Annotated in this window: 17 protein-coding genes; 1 reads left to right on the forward strand and 16 read right to left on the reverse strand. The window is 41.8% G+C overall.

Annotated features, from left to right (window positions below; all coding sequences use genetic code 11):
* Positions 1–83: 83 nt before the first annotated feature.
* On the reverse strand, positions 84–1424 hold the full coding sequence (pmbA, locus tag HRT96_RS07690) for a metalloprotease PmbA (RefSeq protein WP_006032914.1): 1341 nt from the start codon (positions 1422–1424) through the stop codon (positions 84–86).
* Positions 1425–1549: 125 nt separating this feature from the next.
* Between pmbA and yjgA the strand changes: the two genes are divergently transcribed.
* Positions 1550–2101: a ribosome biogenesis factor YjgA gene (yjgA, locus tag HRT96_RS07695; RefSeq protein ID WP_293154545.1), complete on the forward strand. Its 552-nt coding sequence runs from the start codon at positions 1550–1552 to the stop codon at positions 2099–2101.
* A 119-nt stretch (positions 2102–2220) separates the two neighbouring features.
* Here the strand turns inward: yjgA and tldD are convergent, their stop codons facing one another.
* The 15 genes from tldD to HRT96_RS07770 form a co-directional block, all read right to left on the reverse strand.
* Positions 2221–3669: a metalloprotease TldD gene (tldD, locus tag HRT96_RS07700; protein WP_293154548.1), complete on the reverse strand. Its 1449-nt coding sequence runs from the start codon at positions 3667–3669 to the stop codon at positions 2221–2223.
* A gap of 8 nt (positions 3670–3677) precedes the next feature.
* On the reverse strand, positions 3678–4550 hold the full coding sequence (locus tag HRT96_RS07705) for a carbon-nitrogen hydrolase family protein (protein WP_293154551.1): 873 nt from the start codon (positions 4548–4550) through the stop codon (positions 3678–3680).
* The gene (locus HRT96_RS07710; protein WP_293154554.1) at positions 4550–8452 is read right to left on the reverse strand and encodes a YhdP family protein; all 3903 of its coding nucleotides are present in this window, start codon (positions 8450–8452) and stop codon (positions 4550–4552) included. The genes HRT96_RS07705 and HRT96_RS07710 overlap by 1 nt, the downstream gene beginning before the upstream one ends.
* A 1-nt stretch (position 8453) precedes the next feature.
* A complete protein-coding gene (gene rng, locus HRT96_RS07715; protein ID WP_293154557.1) occupies positions 8454–9929 on the reverse strand; it encodes a ribonuclease G in 1476 nt (491 codons plus the stop codon).
* A 16-nt stretch (positions 9930–9945) separates the two neighbouring features.
* Positions 9946–10563 carry a nucleoside triphosphate pyrophosphatase gene (locus HRT96_RS07720; protein ID WP_293154560.1) on the reverse strand — a complete coding sequence of 206 codons (618 nt, stop codon included), beginning with the start codon at positions 10561–10563 and terminating at the stop codon, positions 9946–9948.
* A 38-nt stretch (positions 10564–10601) separates the two neighbouring features.
* The gene (gene mreD / locus HRT96_RS07725) at positions 10602–11084 is read right to left on the reverse strand and encodes a rod shape-determining protein MreD (protein WP_293129028.1); all 483 of its coding nucleotides are present in this window, start codon (positions 11082–11084) and stop codon (positions 10602–10604) included.
* Positions 11081–11950 carry a rod shape-determining protein MreC gene (gene mreC, locus HRT96_RS07730; protein ID WP_293154563.1) on the reverse strand — a complete coding sequence of 290 codons (870 nt, stop codon included), beginning with the start codon at positions 11948–11950 and terminating at the stop codon, positions 11081–11083. Before mreC ends, mreD begins: the two co-directional genes overlap by 4 nt.
* 60 nt (positions 11951–12010) lie before the next feature.
* Positions 12011–13051, reverse strand: coding sequence for a rod shape-determining protein (locus HRT96_RS07735; RefSeq protein ID WP_293129032.1), 1041 nt, complete (start codon positions 13049–13051; stop codon positions 12011–12013).
* 101 nt (positions 13052–13152) lie between these two features.
* Complete coding sequence (locus tag HRT96_RS07740; protein ID WP_293154566.1) at positions 13153–15936, reverse strand: DUF6701 domain-containing protein; 2784 nt, start codon at positions 15934–15936, stop codon at positions 13153–13155.
* Positions 15933–16373 (reverse strand): PilX N-terminal domain-containing pilus assembly protein, encoded by a 441-nt coding sequence (locus HRT96_RS07745; protein ID WP_293154569.1) that lies wholly within the window; start codon positions 16371–16373, stop codon positions 15933–15935. The genes HRT96_RS07740 and HRT96_RS07745 overlap by 4 nt, the downstream gene beginning before the upstream one ends.
* Positions 16363–17172 (reverse strand): type II secretion system protein, encoded by an 810-nt coding sequence (locus HRT96_RS07750; protein WP_293154572.1) that lies wholly within the window; start codon positions 17170–17172, stop codon positions 16363–16365. Before HRT96_RS07750 ends, HRT96_RS07745 begins: the two co-directional genes overlap by 11 nt.
* Positions 17172–17696, reverse strand: a complete 525-nt coding sequence (locus HRT96_RS07755; protein ID WP_293154575.1) for a type II secretion system protein — start codon at positions 17694–17696, stop codon at positions 17172–17174. The genes HRT96_RS07750 and HRT96_RS07755 overlap by 1 nt, the downstream gene beginning before the upstream one ends.
* Positions 17686–18183, reverse strand: coding sequence for a type II secretion system protein (locus HRT96_RS07760; protein ID WP_293154578.1), 498 nt, complete (start codon positions 18181–18183; stop codon positions 17686–17688). Before HRT96_RS07760 ends, HRT96_RS07755 begins: the two co-directional genes overlap by 11 nt.
* Positions 18184–18384: 201 nt before the next feature.
* The gene (locus HRT96_RS07765; protein WP_293154580.1) at positions 18385–18837 is read right to left on the reverse strand and encodes a type II secretion system protein; all 453 of its coding nucleotides are present in this window, start codon (positions 18835–18837) and stop codon (positions 18385–18387) included.
* 258 nt (positions 18838–19095) lie between these two features.
* Positions 19096–20313, reverse strand: coding sequence for a type II secretion system F family protein (locus HRT96_RS07770; RefSeq protein WP_293154583.1), 1218 nt, complete (start codon positions 20311–20313; stop codon positions 19096–19098).
* Between the last annotated feature and the right edge of the window lie 6 nt (positions 20314–20319).

The following is a 20319-nucleotide window of genomic DNA, read 5'->3' on the forward strand; positions in this document are numbered from 1 at the left end:
TTTAACCAAGCTAGAGAGCAGAACGTAAAAAGCCTGCGTCATCATGACGCAGGCTTTTTCACTTAACTTAAATCGAGGGGATATTAGTTACCCGCAATCTGCATTGACTCTAATAGTGTCGAGCCCATGAGAATACTGCTGCGTATATCGATATCGTTACCGACAGCAACGAGGTTTTTGAACATATCCGTTAAGTTACCCGCAATAGTAATTTCATGCACAGGATACTGTAACTCACCATTTTCGACCCAGAAGCCTGACGCGCCACGGCTGTAATCACCGGTCACAATATTAACGCCCTGTCCCATCAATTCAGTCACTAACAAGCCAGTACCCATTTGGCGACACAGTTGGTCTAATGTTTCGCCTTTACCGGTGACGTTCCAGTTATGAATACCACCAGCATGACCGGTTGTTTGCATCCCTAATTTACGACCACTGTAACTGGTTAATAGGTAGCTCTTTAAAATACCTTGTTCTACCACATTTAAATCTTTAGTACGCACACCTTCAGCATCATACATCGATGAGGCTAATCCACCTTTAATGTGCGGACGTTCTTGAATGTTTAACCACTCAGGGAAAATCTGCTCACCCAGCTTATCGAGCAAGAATGATGATTTACGGTATAAGCTACCACCACTGATGCCCATCACCAGTTGACCCATTAAGCTACTGGCAACATCGTGATGAAAAATCACCGGGACATTACAAGTATCAATCTTACGCGCGCCTAAGCGGTCTACAGTACGATTAACCGCTTCGGTGGCAATCTGCTCTGGCGTCCACAATTTACTTGCGTCACGCGCCATTGAGTAGCCGTAGTCACGTTCCATTGCGCCATCTTGTTCTGCAATCAATACCGAACTCATGCTGTGACGAGTACTGGCATAACCATTGACTAAACCATGGCTGTTGCCGTAAACCTTAATGCTGCTGTGGCTGGTAAAAGAGCCTTCACTATTGACGATACGTGAATCTTTCGCTAAGGCTAAACGCTCGGTCAGGCAAGCTTGTTCAATGGCATACTCAGGTTCGATCTTAATCGGATGACATAAATCTAAATCTTCCGGTGCAAACGCCATCAGCTCAAAATCAGCTAAACCAGCAAATTCATCTTCCGCAGTATGTAAGGCGATATCTAACGCGGCGGCGACTGCGCTTTGAATTGCCGCTTCACTTAAGTCAGAGGTTGATGCATTACCTTTACGTTGACCGCGGTATACACAGATACCTAACGCGCCATCATGGTTGAATTCAACATTTTCAACTTCACCCATGCGTGTACTCACAGACAAACCCGTTTGTCGCGAAATAGCTACTTCGGCATCACTCGCGCCCGCCTTTTTGGCAAAATCGAGTGCTTGAGTAACGGCTAATTCCAATTTATTTTGTTCTAAAGTAATTTGCTGTTTTAAGTTCATGGGCTCGTTTCAATAAGTTATACTAGATTAAGCATACCATGTTGCGATAAAAATTCCTGCAGCAACTGCGCAATTAGCAATAAACTGATACAATTAACATATCAATCGTTTTGAAAAAGAATATTATGAGCGTACAAGAACGGAATATTACCAGCGAAAAGTCTTACCGACGTGCTGAAGACGACGAGCTATATCAAAGTCGTGCAAAAAATAAAATTGAAATTGCCGAGACACTGAAACTCGCTGGCGCGATATCTTTACTCAGTAAAGCAGAAATTGCCAAGATGGGTTTTTCTGAGCACTTACTCGCAGCGATTGTGACTGCAAGAAAAATTGCATTACGTACAGATGCTTACAGTAGACATCTATCGCACATGAGCAAGATCATGCGTAGCGATGGTCTTGAAGCGATCCAAATGGCATACGATAAGATCACCAATAAACACAACCAAGCAACTATTGAGTTAAAAAAATTAGAGATGGTTCGTGATGAATTGGTTGCCGGTGGTGATACCGCGATCACTGCATTATTAGAAACATATCCAAATGCTGATCGTCAGAAACTACGTCAATGGATCCGCCAAGTGAATAAAGAACTTAAAGCCGAAAAGCCGCTTAAAGCTGCCAAACCAAGCAAAGAGATCTTTAAACACCTACGCGAAATTGCCGGTATATAATATTAATCTGCCATCTCAGCATAATTAATGTTTAAGCAGTATCAACAATAAAGCCCTAACAAGTCATTTATATACTTGCTAGGGCTTTATTTTTATCAAGTGGATGTCACAATAACAAATTAGCGACTAGTGCCACCCACCGTCATGCTATCTAGTTTCAATGTCGGTTGACCAACACCTACCGGGATACTCTGACCTTCTTTGCCACAAATGCCCACACCTTTATCTAATTCTAGGTCGTTACCAACCATTGAGATGTGCTGCATAGCTTCATGACCATTACCGATCAAGGTTGCCCCTTTAATTGGTGTAGTAATTTTACCATTTTCAATTAAATACGCTTCAGATGCAGAGAATACAAATTTACCCGAAGTAATATCAACTTGACCACCACCAAAGTTAGGCGCATAAATGCCCTTCTCAACCGTACTAATGATCTCTTCTGGGGTATGCTCGCCAGCTAACATGTAGGTATTAGTCATACGCGGCATCGGTAAGTGAGCAAATGATTCACGACGACCATTACCCGTAGACTCCACACCCATTAAACGCGCGTTAAGCTTGTCTTGCATGTAACCTTTCAAAATACCGTTTTCAATCAGCATGGTATTTTGTGTTACCGTACCTTCATCATCGATATTTAATGAGCCACGACGGTTGGCTAAGGTGCCATTATCCACAATAGTACACAGTGAAGACGCCACTTTTTCGCCAATTTTACCTGCGTAAGCCGAGGTACCTTTACGGTTAAAATCACCTTCGAGACCATGCCCCACTGCTTCATGTAATAATACCCCAGGCCAACCAGCGCCAAGCACCACAGGCATAGGGCCAGCAGGCGCATCAATAGCATCAATATTGACTAACGCTTGACGCACTGCATCTTTGGCATAGCTAAATGCACGTTGCAGACCATCCACGTCATCTAAGAAGTAATCAAAACCATAACGGCCACCGCCACCCGCACCACCCCGTTCACGTTTACCATTTTTCTCAATCAACACCGAACAGTTCATGCGTACTAATGGGCGAATATCCGCCGCCAGTGTACCATCTGTTGCTGCGACCAAGATCTCTTCGTATACCGCTGATAAGCTCACGCTCACTTGCGTGACGTGCGAGTCTAATGAACGCGCGTACACATCCATTTCATGTAATAAGTCAATTTTACGCTGTCTATCCATGCTAGTTAATGGATCGAGTGGCTGATAGATTTCACTACCTTGTGGTTTGCTCCACGCTTTAACTTTACCTTCACCACCGCTTGCCGCAATACCACGTGCCGCTTTGGCAGACTGAGTTAAGGCGTTTAAACTGATCTCATCAGAATAAGCAAAACCGGTTTTCTCGCCCGATACTGCACGCACGCCGACACCTTTCTCGATGTTAAACGAACCTTCTTTGACGATACCGTCTTCTAATCCCCAAGACTCATGTTTGCACGCTTGGAAATAAAGATCACCATAATCAAGTTGATTACCCATCAATAATGATAATGTATTCTGCAGCTTATCTAAGTTTAGATCCGCTGGCAGTAAAATTGAATTTTCGACTTGTTCAAATCTCATCTGAGTTGTTACTCTTTATTTTTCAAGCTCGCCGTAAAGCGCGCGTGTTGTAAAATCGGTATATCAGTACGTATTTGTACTAACTTATGTTTGTCTAATCGCGCACAACTAATGCCGCATGCCGACGTTTGCTGAGCCAGAATGTCGCCCCAAGGGTCTAAGATAACAGAGTGGCCCCAAGTATGACGGTTATGGCCGTGATCACCCACCTGATTCGCCGCTAACACGTAGCATTGATTTTCTATTGCCCGGGCTTGTAAGAAAGGTAACCAGTGCGATTTACCGGTCGCATAAGTAAATGCAGCCGGTAATAATAAAACATCCACGTTCGCCACACTGAGTACCCGAAATAATTCTGGAAACCGTAAGTCATAACAGATCGCCATACCAAATTTAATATCACCGGCAGTAAAGGTCGCAATCCGATCACCGGCAATAAAGCTATCTGACTCTTTATATACTTGTGTCGTTGAACCGGTGTTAACTTGGCTATCACTCGCGGCGACAGATACGCTTGGCACGTGCGCATCAAATAAGTGGATCTTATTGTAATGTTGCACCAATTCCCCATTGGGGTCAAATGCTAAACTGGTGGTATAAATACGATCATCAATATTACTAAGAATAGGAAAAGAACCCGCAACCAGCCAACATTGATACTGCTTAGCCCAGTTGGCAAGTTGCTGTTGTACCGGACCTTCGCCTAATGGCTCGGCATGGGTTAAATAATCATCACGATGGGAAAATAAGGCAAAGTTCTCCGGTAATAATATCAAGGTCGGGGCAACCTGAGTATTAATCAATGCCAATTGCGAGGCCACATACGCTAAGTTTGCTGCAATATCAGCACCCGAGGTCATCTGCATCGCCACTAATTGCATTATTTATTCCCCGTTCTTTTCGGCCCTGCAGCATTAATCAATTTATCAGGCACCGTAATCGCTTGTTGATTACGTTTTACTTCGGTAAATACCGGATTATCAAGATCACCGCTGACGTTAAATTTAAGTTCAGTGATCACCTCTACCACGGGCTCGAGTAATTTCGACAGTGCAAAAACAGCCAATGCAGTGGTCGGCGTTACCGCAAACGCAGTCAATATCGGTAAACTCGAGGTCACATCTGGAAAGAAACTTAAATTATAATTGATGGTCTCCGTCACCAAATCAATATAGCCGTTACCGGTAATTTTACCGCTACTGGAATTAAGTAAAAAATCGCTATTATTAATCGCGCCATCGGCAATCTGTAACGAGGCCTGCATTGATGAGTACGGTAAGCCGTCATTAAACACATCACTAAAGTCTAAACTTAATCGCTTCACCAATGACTGTAAACTCAGCACACTTAAGAAGCGGGTGCCTTTGTCACTGACATTCGTGATCCGCCCTGCTTGAGTTGTTATCGTCGCGTAACCCTTCAGAGATTCAACATCAACATCGAAGGGCTGATCTTGCCAAGCTAAACGAAAATCGACCTCTGCAGGCGTCTTCGCTAACGGACTAATTAGCCCTAACCCCGTCATAAATTCTTCGATACTCTTGGTTTTTAATTCACCTTGAAATTGCGTGGCTTGCTTACCTTGCTCATCAGTAAACCAGCGCCCGGTCATCGCGACTGTTGAATGTTCCATATCAATATCAAGGGCTTTAAGTGTCAATCCAAACGCGTTCTTAGTCACTTCTACGGATGTACTGCCTAAATTAATTGCCCCCAGAATACAGGCACCACAATTGAAGTTGAAACCAGGAACATCTTGCCAGACGAGTGTTGTGGCTTTGGCTTCTTGCGCGACATCTGCATCATCAATGACATCTGACGGCAATACCAGATCAGGTAAATAGAGATAATCAAAGTCGATCTTGATATTACCGATATCCGGAATAACCACCGAACCATTAAACTCACTCGCTTTAAACTCGATCCCCCAGTTACGATAACCTTTGGTCGCCGTTATCGTTACATCATCCAAAGGCTGTTGATAGTAAATCGTATTTGCTACCGCGATTTTAATTGAGGATAAGGGCTCTACCGCACTACTCACATCAAATTCACTCTCAGGTAAACCGCTATACCATAATTGCCACTCGGCGATATCAATATTATCAACATTAACCACCATCGCATTAGCGGTATCGCTGATCAGCAGCTTGTCAGCATTACCAATTTGTACTAACGATTGGATCAAGGCTACATTATCATCGGCGTAATTAACTTGCCCAGAGAAATACAAGATATCACTGCTATTTAACTGGATATGGGCTTGTTTATCATTACCAACCACAGAGATATCGGTTGGCCAATCCTGATTAGCCAGTTTTGCTAACGGCAACGGTAAATCGAGTTCAAACTGAGTCAAATCACTTTGCACATCAAATTCATAATTAAAGCCTTGCTCAGGAAAACGCATATTTAATGTGCCTTTCCAATTCACATCACCAGACACATATTGCTGGTATGCGGGCATTAACTGTGCCATCACCTTGTCACTAGACCAACGCCCTGCCAGTTCAACATTCACTTGATAATCATTATGGTTCTGCATGGTACTAAAATTAATATCAAGCGGTTCACCGAGCAATTTTGCGGTGAACGGGCTGGATAACAGGCCATCATCAGAAAATTTGAAACGACCCTGCACATTCGTCAAGGTTAATGCTAATGCGGGAAAGTAAATACTGTCATCGACCAAGTCTATGTCACCTTTGACCGTGACTTGGTCATCGTCGGTGAATGGAATAACCAGATCGAGTGTACCGGTTATATCACCGCTAACTTGCAGACTGTTCAATGCAGCCGTTACTTCTGGTAACGGACTTAAATCAATAAGCGCCTTGGCTTGCTTGCCGGTGGTTTTAAACTGCGCCTGAATACCAAGCGCTTTGACGTCACTTAAGTTTGGTAATTGTAAATCCACTCGCGATAAGGCAAGCGGCCCCAGGTTACCTTTACGGGATGACATAAATAGATCATCATTGTGAAATAATAATGCTAACTGTAATTCGGTTAAGCTTGGCCATTGTGGATCAAATTTAAACTCAGCATCAACGACATTTAAGCGCGTCTGAAATATGCCATCACCTTGAGAATAAGGATAATTGGCAAACTCACCAAACCATAATAATTGACCATTATCCGCATGCCCTTGTTTTAAAGCACCGCGAAGGTAATCAATGAGTGTTTCCCCCATATACGCCGTTGGGTAGTAGTAATATACTTTACTGGCATCACGTAATGTTAACTCGCCAGCAAGGCTGAGAAATGGCGCCGCATTGCCCGGAATATCTAATAAAAATTGACTCTCGACTACCAGTTCTGGGGTATCAACAAATACCTTATCGGCGATAATTTCAATACCAGAACGGCTAAACGTACCGGCTACATCAGTATTGCCATAGCGCTGCCAAGTCAGCTCAGTGGAAAACTGATTCACCCGAATATTTTGGTCTAAGTATTGTGTTAAATCTAATACCGTATCCTGCATAGCAATACTGATCTTGCCGCTATTTAAGTTACCCGACACCGCAATATCAACATTGTCGATACCCGGGAAACCCTGCCAACTTTGTAACTGCAGATCTTCCACTTGTAACTGATAACGCAACTGAGTCCAATCTTGCATTGGGATCTTAACTTTAATGTCACGCACTAGGCCATGTGGATACAGGGTTTTAAGATCATTAAACAAAGCGTCATCAACATGACGTGACAAGGCCACAATCGGCGCCAACTTAGACAGCTCAACTTGATTAACAAAAGCAAACAGTTCATTGCCTTGCTGCCTGACTTGCAAATCAAGCCGTGGCCAGACAATACCATTAGTCACTAGCGCTAAATCACGGCTATCCAATTGCCAACCAGCATCCGTTAACTGCCATTCCAGCTCTCCCCCCCATATACTCAGGTTTTGTTGGAGGTTAGCACTTGTCCAAGTAAATGCTGAAGGTTGTAACTTTAATAATGCCGATGTCGGTTTATTGCTAACAATATCAATCCAACTTTCAAAACTTAATGCGCCTTGTTTTAAGCCTTCTCGTTTAAACAATACCTTTTCAAACCAACTAGATAAACTCATGTTCTCAGCTTGCACATAAACCTGACCACTGACATTGGTTAAATCATGTTTGGCACTGGTAACATCAACCATGATGCGTAAATTGTTATCATCAATATCATCATTAATGTATGCCCAACCTTCGCCTCGATGACGATTGCCTTGATTTAACCAAGCAAACTCTGGAATATGAATGATCTTTTCTTCACCCGCAGGGGTTAATATCCGTAGATTACTATTGGTTAATTCAAAATGCGTAAGTTGACGTAAAAATACATCAAGCAGACGGGTTAATTCGGGAGAGGCAAATTTAGAGTCTTTTTCGTCAGCATCCTGAAACGGGGAAAGGGGTAATTTTATCTGCACGCCATCTAAGATCAGATTATCGACCAGCAGTTTTTGTTCTAATATACTGTTCCAAAAGTCAATACTGATCTTGATCCGTTCTACGTCAAAGTCATACGGCAATGACTCATCAAACTTAACGTCTAAGGTATTAATAATTAATACCGGGCCGAATTTATACCAGCCCGCATCAATACTTTGTACTTCAATACTCACCGATTGATCCGCCACCAGCCAATCAATCACCCGATCATGATATTGATTCAGGTAGGGTAAACTCGCCCGTAGCAGACTAATCGAAACCGCAGAAAAAACAGCTAAGCAGGCAAAAGTATAAAGGCATATTTTACCACATCTTCTTAACCAATTTCGTTTCCCTGCCACGTTACATCATTACCACATCAAACTGCTCTTGTAAGTACAGAGGTTCAGCTTTGATCTTCACCTGTTTACCCATAAACAATTCCAATTCCGCAATACTGTGAGATTCTTCTTTTTCAATATACTCAGCAACGGCGACAGACGCATAGACGTTAAATTGGTCCGCATCGTAAGCACGATTAACACGCGTTACTTCACGGAATATCTCATAACATACCGTTTCCACCGTTTTCACCGAACCGCGACCGTCACACGTAGGACAATCAGAACATAACACATGCTCTAATGATTCACGGGTACGTTTACGGGTCATTTCAACTAGCCCCAGTGCCGAGAAATCATGGGTATTGGTTTTGGCGCGATCATGACTTAATGCCGCCTCTAAACATTCCATCACCCGACGGCGATGCTCCGAACTTTGCATGTCAATAAAGTCGATGATAATAATACCCCCCAGATTACGTAATCTCAGCTGTCGTGCAATCGCTTGGGTTGATTCCACATTGGTATTAAAAATAGTATCTTCAAGATTACGATGGCCAACAAAAGCACCGGTATTAATATCTATCGTGGTCATTGCTTCAGTCTGATCAATAATTAAATAACCACCTGACTTTAACGTTACTTTTCGCTCTAAAGCACGCTGAGATTCATTTTCCACATCGTACATTTCAAAGATCGGACGCTCACCCGTATAGAGTTCTAACGCACTGACTAATTCAGGCACATAGGATTCGGTGAATTCACATAACTCAGTATAGGCAAGCCGAGAATCGACCCTGATCTTATCCAGTGGTGAACCCACAAAATCACGAATAATACGGAATGCTAATGAGGGATCTTGATACAACATACTCGCACTAGGATTACTTCGTTGACGCTGTAGCACTTTGCTCCATAAACGTTTTAAGTAAGCGATATCTTGTTCGATTTCTTTATCACGCACACCATCCGCGGCCGTGCGAATAATATAACCACCAAGCTCATCGACCTGAGCTTCGGTGATAGCTTTTAAGCGACTACGCTCTTCTTCACAATCAATACGTTGTGAGACACCCACGTGCGAACTGCCCGGCATAAACACTAAATAGCGCGAAGGCAGGGTAATATCGGTGGTGAGACGTGCACCTTTGGTGCCCATCGGATCTTTCACCACTTGTACGGTGATATCCTGACCTTGACGTACTAGCTGAGAAATATCAGCGACTTTAAAATGCTTTTTTTCACCCGCAGCAACACATTCGGTATGCGGGACAATATCCGATGCATGTAAAAATGCCGCTTTATCAAGACCAATATCAATAAATGCAGCCTGCATGCCCGGTAATACCCGACTTACTTTACCTTTATAGATATTACCCACGATGCCACGTTTCGCTTCTCGCTCTACATGTATTTCTTGTAATATGCCATTTTCAATCAAGGCAACACGTGTTTCGCTCGGGGTGACATTTACTAATAACTCTGTCGTTTGACCCATATTATTTAGCCCTTCATTACTTATTCTGTTCTGCCTTAAAGGCTTGAATTAATTGCTCGGTTTGCATTAATGGTAAGCCGACAACAGCGCTATAACTGCCGCTCAGATGACTGACGAATTTACCTGCAAGACCTTGAATTGCATAACTACCGGCTTTATCACTGGGTTCACCAGTACGCCAATAATCATGCATTTCAGCGCGTGATATTGCTCTAAACTGTACTTGAGTGGTGACGAGTTCAACCCAGCAACGCGTGCTATCGGCCAGCGCAACAGCGGTCATCACGTCATGTTCATGACCTGATAATAAACTTAACATCCGAATCGAATCTGCTTCATCAACCGGTTTTTCTAATACTTGTCCGGCATAGACGACGATGGTGTCAGCACCTAACACCACGTATTCAGCGGCGGTATTCATATTAACCTGTGTTGCGTGCGACTTGATTAACGCAGCAACACCCGCTTGCGCTTTATCCCGAGCGAGGCGTGACACATAATCAGGCGCTAATTCGCCCACTTGCTGTTGCTCTTCTACATCGACGGATAATACCGAGAATTCAACGCCGATTTGAGTTAATAACTCACGGCGACGTGGCGACTGCGACGCTAAATACATATTTATCTGTTTCATCTTATTATTTTCTACTCAATTAAGCTATCTTCAGGCCATTATCTAATCGCAAATTGACGACGTATTTTCCGTAAAATCAAGAATATCCATGGCCATATTAGCATCGTGGTTAAGATTGACCATAAGTACATAGGTGTTATCGAGATGTCGAAAAGTAATTTTTCAGCCCAGAATATGATTAACTTATTCAGCATCGTTAAAAAGCCAACAATTAATGCTTGCTGCCATAACGATATGTTCCGGATCAACCGATGATTCATCACGATAATATAGATAACAATAGACAAGGCCAAGGAGTGGATCCCTAACGGTGCACCTAATAATATATCTAGCGTTAACCCGGTGATCCAGGCATATCCAATACTGACGCGATATGGCAGTGCCATGCACCAATAACCCAATACCAATAACAGCCAATCAGGGCGAAAATGATTGAAAGGCTCGGGCACAGGTAGTGCCGTGATTAATAACGCAATGATTAAGGTTAGGATTATTTTAAAACGACCGTTCGCAGCTGTCATAATGCCTCCTCCTTGTTACTCTGTTCTGCATTGTTATTTGACGTATTATCGTCATCCCAGGTTAATAGGACGTAACGGATCCGCTCCAATTCGACCACCGGTTTTGCTTCTACTTGCGCATAAGGTTGACCCGTCTGATAAGTAAAGTCCGTGATTGTCGCGACGGGATAACCTTCGGGAAACACGCCGCCGAGGCCAGAGGTCACTAACACATCACCCACTTGAATATCGGTACTGTGTGGCACATAAGGTAAATTTAGACTGTTTAGCTCACCGCTACCATTCGCAATCGCTCGAATATCATTACGTTGTACTCGCACCGGAATACCATGACTAATATCAGCAATCAGTAATACCCGACTGTATGTGGCAGCCACATCGACAATTTGTCCCACCACACCTTGTTCGTTTAATATCGGTTGGCCAATATAAACGCCATCCGTAGCGCCTTTATTAATCACCACTTGCAGTGAAAAGGGGTCGGAATTAACCGTGATTATTTCAGCGACTAATTTACGCTGGTCAGCATGCACTGGCGAATTAAGTAACGCCCGTAGCCGTTTATTCTCTTGTTTTAGATGCTTAAGTGCCAACAACTGGACTTGCTGAATGAAGAGTTTGTCTTGTTGTTCTACCACTTTTTTTCTTAAATCTCGGCGGTTGACAACGGTATTTGATACACCTTTGAGCATTTCACTGGGGATATTTGCGGCATAAATTAACGGTGATACCGCGGTATTTAAATAAAGTCGCACATTTAAAAATGAATCAAATTTTGAATCAAAAACAATCAATGAGAAAGAGGCGATAACCGCAAGGAACAGGCGCAGTTGTAAAGATGTTGAAGTAGCAAAAATAGGTTTCATTAGATGGTATTCTCAAAGGATGGCGCGTCCGCCATCCTATAGGATTATTTAATCAGGTGCTTAATCGTAATTAAACAGATCACCACCGTGCATATCAATCATTTCTAATGCTGTACCACCACCACGAGCCACACAGGTAAGTGGATCTTCAGCGATGACCACAGGGATACCGGTTTCTTCAAGTAATAAACGATCAAGGCCACGAATTAATGCGCCACCACCGGTTAGGACCATGCCTCGTTCTGCAATATCAGAGGCTAATTCTGGTGGTGTTTGCTCTAGCGCGGTCATTACTGCACTGACAACACCCGATAACGGTTCTTGTAGCGCTTCTAAAATTTCAGTGCTGTTTAAAATAAAGCTGCGCGGCACACCTTCAGCAAGATTACGACCACGCACTTCAATTTCAACAACTTCATCAAGTGGATAAGCAGAGCCGATCTCTTTCTTAATACGTTCAGCGGTGGCTTCACCAATCAGGCTACCATATTTACGGCGTACGTAGCTGATGATGGCTTCATCAAGTTTATCACCGCCAATACGTACCGATGAAGAATAAACCACACCGTTTAGTGAGATGATCGCCACTTCTGTGGTACCACCGCCTATATCTACAACCATAGAACCGGTTGCTTCAGAAACAGGTAAACCAGCACCGATTGCTGCTGCCATCGGCTCATCAATCAAAAATACTTCACGTGCGCCGGCACCTTGTGCAGATTCACGGATAGCGCGACGTTCAACTTGTGTTGAACCACAAGGCACACACACCAGAACACGTGGGCTTGGACGGAAAAATTTATTTTCATGCACTTGTTTAATAAAGTGTTGTAACATTTTTTCAGTCACGTAAAAGTCGGCAATTACACCATCTTTCATTGGACGAATAGCAGCGATATTACCGGGCGTACGACCCAACATTTGCTTAGCGGCCGTTCCTACTGCTGCAACACTCTTATTTGCACCACGCTCTTGGCGGATGGCAACAACAGAAGGCTCGTCAAGTACAATGCCTTGACCTTTAACATAAATGAGTGTGTTTGCGGTTCCCAAGTCGATTGATAAATCGCTAGAGAATAGGCCTCTTAACTTCTTAAACATGGTTATGGGCATTCCTAATTAGTAAAATGTTGCAGGATCGGTTAACTTTACCAATGCGCAATGAATCAGGCAAGTTTATCAGACTTTATGACTGACAAACATTAATTTAATCGCCTGCGGTAAATAACCCGATCATTGCTGCGGAAAAAGCCGAATACGATGTTTGCAGACGGTGATTGAACAGCTCCTGTCTCGCTGCCTTCCCAGTTATATTTAAACCAATTATCAACGGTATAATCAAGTTTAACCTCACCACTTCGATTCGGCGCTGCAATGATTAGCCCTTGAGTGATACCGTTGGTAAAATTTCCGGTTCCTGAAAGCGCAGGTAGAGCTCCACCTAAAGAAATGTTAGTTAGCGTCGCCTTTACAAAATCGAAGTCCGTTTTAGTATCATCATTATTCTTAATGAAGTTTGCCCCATCGAAATATTCAATTTTCATGGTTGTGGCAAAATCATTCGATATTGGACCGTAGCCATCAGCGATCGTCCAACGACCATAACGTAATTCGCTGGTTTGTGCGGATAAAGTTTTCGCTGCTGGAAGCTCTGCATTAGCAGGCATATCAGTATCATTAAGTAAAACACCATCAAGATCCGTAATACTAATACCAAAAAGTGTATTCATTATTGGGCCATCAGGACCACTTGCCAAACGTGAGAAGTGACCGTCGTCTAATATATTATCAGGTTGATATACGCCATCGACCCATACGCCTTTAAATTCCTCTAAACGATCAGAAAAAGAACGATTCCTTAAACCACTAACCTCAACACTAAAAGTTACATCAGCATTAAATGCTCCATCATAATTATGAGTGACAAAACCCAAGCTATTTTGCGCTTCAAGGCGATAACCAAATCGTAATTCAGGTTGGTCCATATAAGTAAATACTGCACCAATACTTGGTGAAGTCAATAAAATCCAGGCCATTTCCCAATTACGGCCAATACCAGGTTCATATTGGTTTGAACCTTCATTCCATTGCACGCAATAACCATTATTTGGCCATGTTCGACATTCGTAAACATTACCATCATCCGGCTGTAAAACAGTTGTCCCTGCGACATAACTACTCAGGCCATCAGGAAATACATAGTCATAACCATTACGAAAATAGCCTCTCGCACCCACATAATCATCTACTTTTGATGACACTAATTCAAAATGAGAGGGAATAAAGCGACCTATCTCAGTGCCCTTAGTATCATCGGAAAAATTATCATCGACCGAAAACGTCATACCGTAATAATCCGTATCCCGTACGTTTACTTGCATCACCCCGACTTCATTATATGCAGCATTTTTAAAGCTAGAGACCCCATTATTAAAGAGCGTTAAATTTGCGGTTTGCCAACCTGCATCTAGCGCTGTTGTTTTATTTTCCTCAGCTGCATAATCAAATATCCCCTCAACACCATTATTATTGGGGATTTTACGCGTAATCTTAATCCCAATTTTAGGCTTGGTACTGGGGTGATAATTAAGTGTCGTGTTGCCATCAGCACTTACAGCACTGACTTCAAAAGTAAATGGTTTAGCTGCTATTTGCGTATATATCGATAAATTATTCGTCGTTGCAGTTAAATCAGAGCCTGTTGATGAAGTCGCTTGTACTAAGAACCTATCTGGTCTCACAACAAAACTATTGCTCTCACCTCTGGCTTCAACACCATTTTTAAAACTATGTGATGCCACTAAACGAATCTTACCGGCATCGTGATAAACCGATGCCGGTATTTTAAATATACCCGGTTTAACAGCAGTTAATTTAACCCTAGATTTGTTTCCATTTTTACCAATTGCAGTATTGCCGATATTGAAATTTCGAACCGTACATTTATCAGGTTCAACACAATTTAAACCGATATTAAAGTTACTGTCGTCAGTTTCCAATACTTTACAGGTACCAGAACCGTCATTTTCTAATGCTTGTAAATATAAGCTATCGATACTAACACCAGCAATTTGGTTACCAATGTCAGCATAGGAGTTAGCGTTACTCGAAAACTTTAAGCCAAGATCAGTAAAGTTAATCTTACAAGCCCCTGCTACACTTGCATCATTACAATAAGTATTGCCTTCACTATTAACGCTCAACCGCATAACACCTGGTGATAATAACGCTAAGTTACCAACAGTAGCACGACCATGTACGATATTGACTGTCTGAGACGAACGATTATCAATGCGTAACTTAACCGTTGTGCTAACATCAGCAACATTACAAAACTTATCAGTTACTTTATTTTTACAAGCTTGAACATCAATACTTGCAACGTCACAGGTCAGAGCAGAACTCGGATGTTGAATACGATAATGAGTTACCGCATTTTTTATTTTTTTACCGACTAATCTAATCCCTTTAAATTGAAAATCATCAAAACCAAAATAAGAATTACACTGCTGCCTCCAACCAATATATCGGGATCTGCCATACCGGGGTTTGCCATAACATTGTCCAACAACAGCAATTTGATACTCCCCAGGACTTAACTCTCGGTTAATAACTTCTGACTCTTTATATTTAGATTTGTTAGGGATAGAGATACTATTAATTATCGGTATCGTTTCACCTTTTTTCCAAATCAAGAAATATAAGCGATTACTTAGTCCCCGAGCCCGTTTTAACCGTATTTTTTTTAATCTAAAGGAAGTTTTAAGAGTAAAATCAATGACCTTACCTGTAACTTTAGGGTTTCTCAATATCTCACCCGATGGTGTGTCATCGGCACTAATTATGTGAGATGGATTGATATAAGAAAGCTTTGAATCGCCCACTTTCATGCCTTTTTCAATATCAAAAGCTGAGTACACAGGCAGGCACATTAAGGTCATGATAAGAACAAAGACGACTTTTAATGATTTCATTAAAAACATCATAACTTCACTTCCGCTTCAACTTGGTGCTGCGCCACTATTTTTCCACCGTCACAAATACCGGTAGCGCGCAGATAAAACTGACTACCAGAAGTAAGCTGAATACTTTGGCAAGTAACCGCGACACTGCAGTTTTCTAATCCTACGTTCTGACTAATATCAAACTGTAAATTATCAGTATCAGAAATAACCGTAGTAGCAGGAAAATTGACACATACTAAACCATTTAACACCTGATAAATCCCATATTCCATACCACTATCAGCCGCATAATAAGCTTTCGCACTATACACTTCATTGGCAACACTGTCCGCTGTAGAACTCAAAATACGGCTCAGAGACGCGGCTAATAAAGAGATCACAACAATGATAAATATCGCAATCACTAGCATACTGCCTTGTTGTTGTGGATAGCGACTCGACATACGGTTACGGGACATTTGTCATTACCACCTGATGTTCAAATTTAATATCACGGCCATCATGCAGCAAGAAACCAAAGCTTAACTCCAAAATAGCATTACTGAACTGCGTCGCTCCGGTTAATGACATACTGCTATCAGTCGTGAGATTATCCGCCATTAATACCGATGTGCCAAAACTATTACCTAATAACGCCTCTCTACGTGATAAGCGTGTAACACCACCTATTTGAGCCAAGCAATATTGCACTTTACTTCCTGCAATAAAATAACGAGAGACTGCTGAGTCTTTCAATAATGTAGAGTCCAGCGTGACCTCTGCCTGAGCTGGGTTTGCACCTGAAACGCGTTCATATTTAGTTATTTCAGCAATCGTATCACTCGGTAATGAATCAAACTCGTTAGCATCGGTTGTTAGTATACTTATATACTGACCTTCAAAATCATTATTGCTCGGGTCTGCTAAATCCCTGGTTTTTTTATCCATAATTAATGACACGCTAGATTTTCCGCTCACAGTGCCAAGATATTGACCTGCTGCGGAGAAAGGCACAAATTGTATGCAAGTTTGTCCTACTATCGTAGGCATTCTAGTTACACTAAAAGCAATCGCAGAATCAAGCTCTTTACTCATTCGATTTAGTACAAAGCGAGCATCATTCAAGCGCTCATTCTGATTAACAGAGGTTTGATAAAGAATCACGTTATCACTAATAAAACGGCTACTAAAAGTGCCAATAACACCTAATAAGATAATTACCATAACAAGTTCGACGAGGGTAAAACCTGACTGTTTGTGTTTAATCGTTCTAGGCATCAGTAGTTTCCCTTAAATGAAGTCAGTGTTATCTCTTCATTATTTGGCATGAATATCGTCACTTGGATCCGTTTAGCCACATTATTTGCTGTACTACCTGTAACAAACTTATCGGCAGCGTTACTAACACATATATTCAATCCGTAACCAGGATATTCGTTAGTAAATAACGTCAGCGTTGTTTTTGGATCGCTAGTACAATATTCATGATAATCATCGACATCATTAAAGCCATTTGGATTGTTTCTATTTTCTATACCATCAGTACCAAAATCAGCGACTGCGGTACAAGTCGCACATGGACTAAAGCTACCCAAAATTAAATTATTCTCATCATAATAACGAATCAGCACCTGGTTCATCAGGCTTTTACCTAATGCTGTGGCTTTTATCTGGTACATCGGCGAGGTCATTTTATTGGCTTGCGGTAAAAACACGCCAGTTACAATCGTCAGCGCGACCGCTAATACTACAATACCGACAACAATCTCAATTAAGGTAAAACCGCGTTGTTTATTGTTCATGGATGTAGCCTTGAGATTCAATTCTGATTAATAATGTTTGTTCGCCGATGATGCTGATGTCACAGCTAGCGCAGCTACTGGCCACGCCAAGGGGATCAAACTCAATCGTATGCGGGCTAAATCTAATTGCACTACTATCCGCTTCTGTTTGACTGATGCCTAATTGAGGAGGGTTAAAATTGTCAGGTAAATCAGTGTCATTACAATTGGCAGGAATACCGAAACGGTCACTCTTAATAATAACTTTATTGCAGGCATAAGGGTTATCGGAACGGGCCGTTCCGCCAACATTTTCACGGCAATCCTCATCACAGCTCATCGCTTGTTGCTGTACGGTTTTTAATAATTGCAGTAGTTGGTCACGATAAACTTGACCTTCAAAGTCATCTTTACCAATAAATTTAGGGATCGCGGTCGCGGCTAGAATACCTAAAAGGATAATAACGATAACCAGTTCAATGAGCGTAAAGCCTGATTTTTTAAACATATGCTATCGTACCTGATGGCTTAATGATTGTGAATGCTAGATATTAGCTTTTATCATGCTGAGTATTGATACCATCATACCTTTAAGATTGAAAAATAAAAAAGTTATTAATAAATTGTATATAACAGATATAAAAAAGGCTTACGGAAGTAAGCCTTTTAAAAAACTAGGTTATAACCTATTTAATACTCAACAAAAAAACTATGAGCATGTTCCACTTACAATAGTATAACCAGCACCACTTGCAGTAGTCTTATTATAAGTAACACAAGTATCAGTTGATGAGCTTGCAGTACCATTCCAGAATGTATAAGAAGTAGAACCACTACCTGAAGGTGCAGACGAGAAACCACTTAATTCGACAGCACTTGCAATACCAGCAGATGTGGCAGCTGGGTAACCCCAAACAACAGCAACATCACCACTTGATGTTGAAATACTGCCAGATGAATTACTTTCAATACCATTAATCGCCGCTTTAGAGTAAACAATATTCGCCGCGCTGTGCAGAGCAGACTCAACACCCTTCATTGCCGCTTTTTTAGCATCATCTTGAAGGTTAATAAATTTCGGCACTGCCGTTGCAGCTAAGATACCTAGCACAATAATTACGATCACTAATTCGATTAGTGTAAAACCTGCATTTCTTTTCATTTTAGCTCCAAAAGCATTTTAGTATAAATTACATGAATATATAATCGGTAGTGCATCCACCTAATTTACATTTATGCACGTCTTAGTATATTTTTGATACTATGCCAAAAAATAGACATTTACACTAGTTTTTTTTCATTAATTTGCCTTTATCACAATATCCAGCCTGCCTATAAAGCCCTATATTGCAGCCGCCGAAACAATAAATAATATTATGCACCATAAGCCATTAGTTAATACCATATTGGTGGTTCAAGGTTAACCTTGAACCACACTCATCATGTCCCACATCGGCACAAAAATACCGAGTGCTAAAATCAATACCATCACAGCAACAATGCAGATCAGTATCGGTTCAATCTTCGCGGTCAGCGATTCCAATTCATAATCCACTTCGCGTTCATAAAATTGTGCAGCTTCTAATAATAAATCATCCACTTGACCAGTTTCATCTCCCACCGAGATCATTTGTAAAATAAGCGGGGTAAACATACCGCTTTCACTCGCCGTTATAGTCAAGCTCTTACCTTCTTCAATACCTGCTCGCATACCTAAAATACGCACTTCCATCCAGGCATTATCCACGGTTGATGCCACCAGCGACAAACTGTTATTCAGAGGCACACCGCCCCTTAGCATCAACGAAAAGCTGCGCGCAAAACGGGATAACAAGGTTTTTTCAATCACAGGACCAACAATGGGAATGCGAATAGTAAACAGCCCCCAACGTAATTTACCTTTATCCGTTTGAATATAATATTTAAACCCAACAATAGCGGCAATAATCCCAATAATAATCAGATGCCAATAATTCACAAAAAAAGCCGATGAAGCCAGTAATGTTCGCGTTGCCCACGGCAGTTCAACACCAAACTTATTAAACATATTAGCAAACGTCGGAATAACAAAAATGTTCAAGATCACCATCGCACCTGAAATAGCGATTAATACAAAAATAGGATAACGCACTGCACTGGCAATACGACGTCGGGTATCCATTTCTAATTCTAAATAATTGGCGATTTGTAAAAATGAATCATCTAAGCGACCGGTATTCTCACCCACTCGTACAATGGAAACAAAAATAGAGGCAAATACATGCGGGTGTGCGGCCATAGATGCCGATAGTGTATTACCACTGTTTAAGCGAACAACCACATCATTAAGCACGTCTTTAAGCTTCGCGTGTGAACTCGATTCTGATAAACCTTTGATCGCACGGATCATCGGAATACCCGCTCGCGTCAGTGAGTACATCTGACGGGCAAAAATAACTAACTCAGCAAGCGGTATTTTCGGTGTCAATAACTGACTAAGGTCAATGCTGTTACCGCTGCTGCTCGCCACTTTAATATCAGTGGGAGTAATACCTTTCGCCATTAACGATTGTACTAATGCATCTTGGTTCTGCGCTTCGAGCTTTCCTGAAACAGCATTGCCTTGGCTATCGCGGCCTTTATACGTAAAATTTGGCATTGGCTA

This window comes from Moritella sp. (assembly GCF_013215705.1).
Classification (GTDB): Bacteria; Pseudomonadota; Gammaproteobacteria; order Enterobacterales; family Moritellaceae; genus Moritella.

Coding starts and splice junctions, on each gene's coding strand:
- mreD (WP_293129028.1), bottom strand. CDS start 11,084: ATGACAGCTGCGAACGGTCGTTTTAAAATAATCCTAACCTTAATCATT.
- rng (WP_293154557.1), bottom strand. CDS start 9,929: ATGGGTCAAACGACAGAGTTATTAGTAAATGTCACCCCGAGCGAAACA.
- HRT96_RS07770 (WP_293154583.1), bottom strand. CDS start 20,313: ATGCCAAATTTTACGTATAAAGGCCGCGATAGCCAAGGCAATGCTGTT.
- pmbA (WP_006032914.1), bottom strand. CDS start 1,424: ATGAACTTAAAACAGCAAATTACTTTAGAACAAAATAAATTGGAATTA.
- HRT96_RS07745 (WP_293154569.1), bottom strand. CDS start 16,373: ATGTCCCGTAACCGTATGTCGAGTCGCTATCCACAACAACAAGGCAGT.
- HRT96_RS07735 (WP_293129032.1), bottom strand. CDS start 13,051: ATGTTTAAGAAGTTAAGAGGCCTATTCTCTAGCGATTTATCAATCGAC.
- HRT96_RS07750 (WP_293154572.1), bottom strand. CDS start 17,172: ATGCCTAGAACGATTAAACACAAACAGTCAGGTTTTACCCTCGTCGAA.
- HRT96_RS07760 (WP_293154578.1), bottom strand. CDS start 18,183: ATGTTTAAAAAATCAGGCTTTACGCTCATTGAACTGGTTATCGTTATT.
- HRT96_RS07705 (WP_293154551.1), bottom strand. CDS start 4,550: ATGCAATTAGTGGCGATGCAGATGACCTCGGGTGCTGATATTGCAGCA.
- HRT96_RS07740 (WP_293154566.1), bottom strand. CDS start 15,936: ATGATGTTTTTAATGAAATCATTAAAAGTCGTCTTTGTTCTTATCATG.
- tldD (WP_293154548.1), bottom strand. CDS start 3,669: ATGAGATTTGAACAAGTCGAAAATTCAATTTTACTGCCAGCGGATCTA.
- HRT96_RS07755 (WP_293154575.1), bottom strand. CDS start 17,696: ATGAACAATAAACAACGCGGTTTTACCTTAATTGAGATTGTTGTCGGT.
- mreC (WP_293154563.1), bottom strand. CDS start 11,950: ATGAAACCTATTTTTGCTACTTCAACATCTTTACAACTGCGCCTGTTC.
- HRT96_RS07765 (WP_293154580.1), bottom strand. CDS start 18,837: ATGAAAAGAAATGCAGGTTTTACACTAATCGAATTAGTGATCGTAATT.
- HRT96_RS07720 (WP_293154560.1), bottom strand. CDS start 10,563: ATGAAACAGATAAATATGTATTTAGCGTCGCAGTCGCCACGTCGCCGT.
- yjgA (WP_293154545.1), top strand. CDS start 1,550: ATGAGCGTACAAGAACGGAATATTACCAGCGAAAAGTCTTACCGACGT.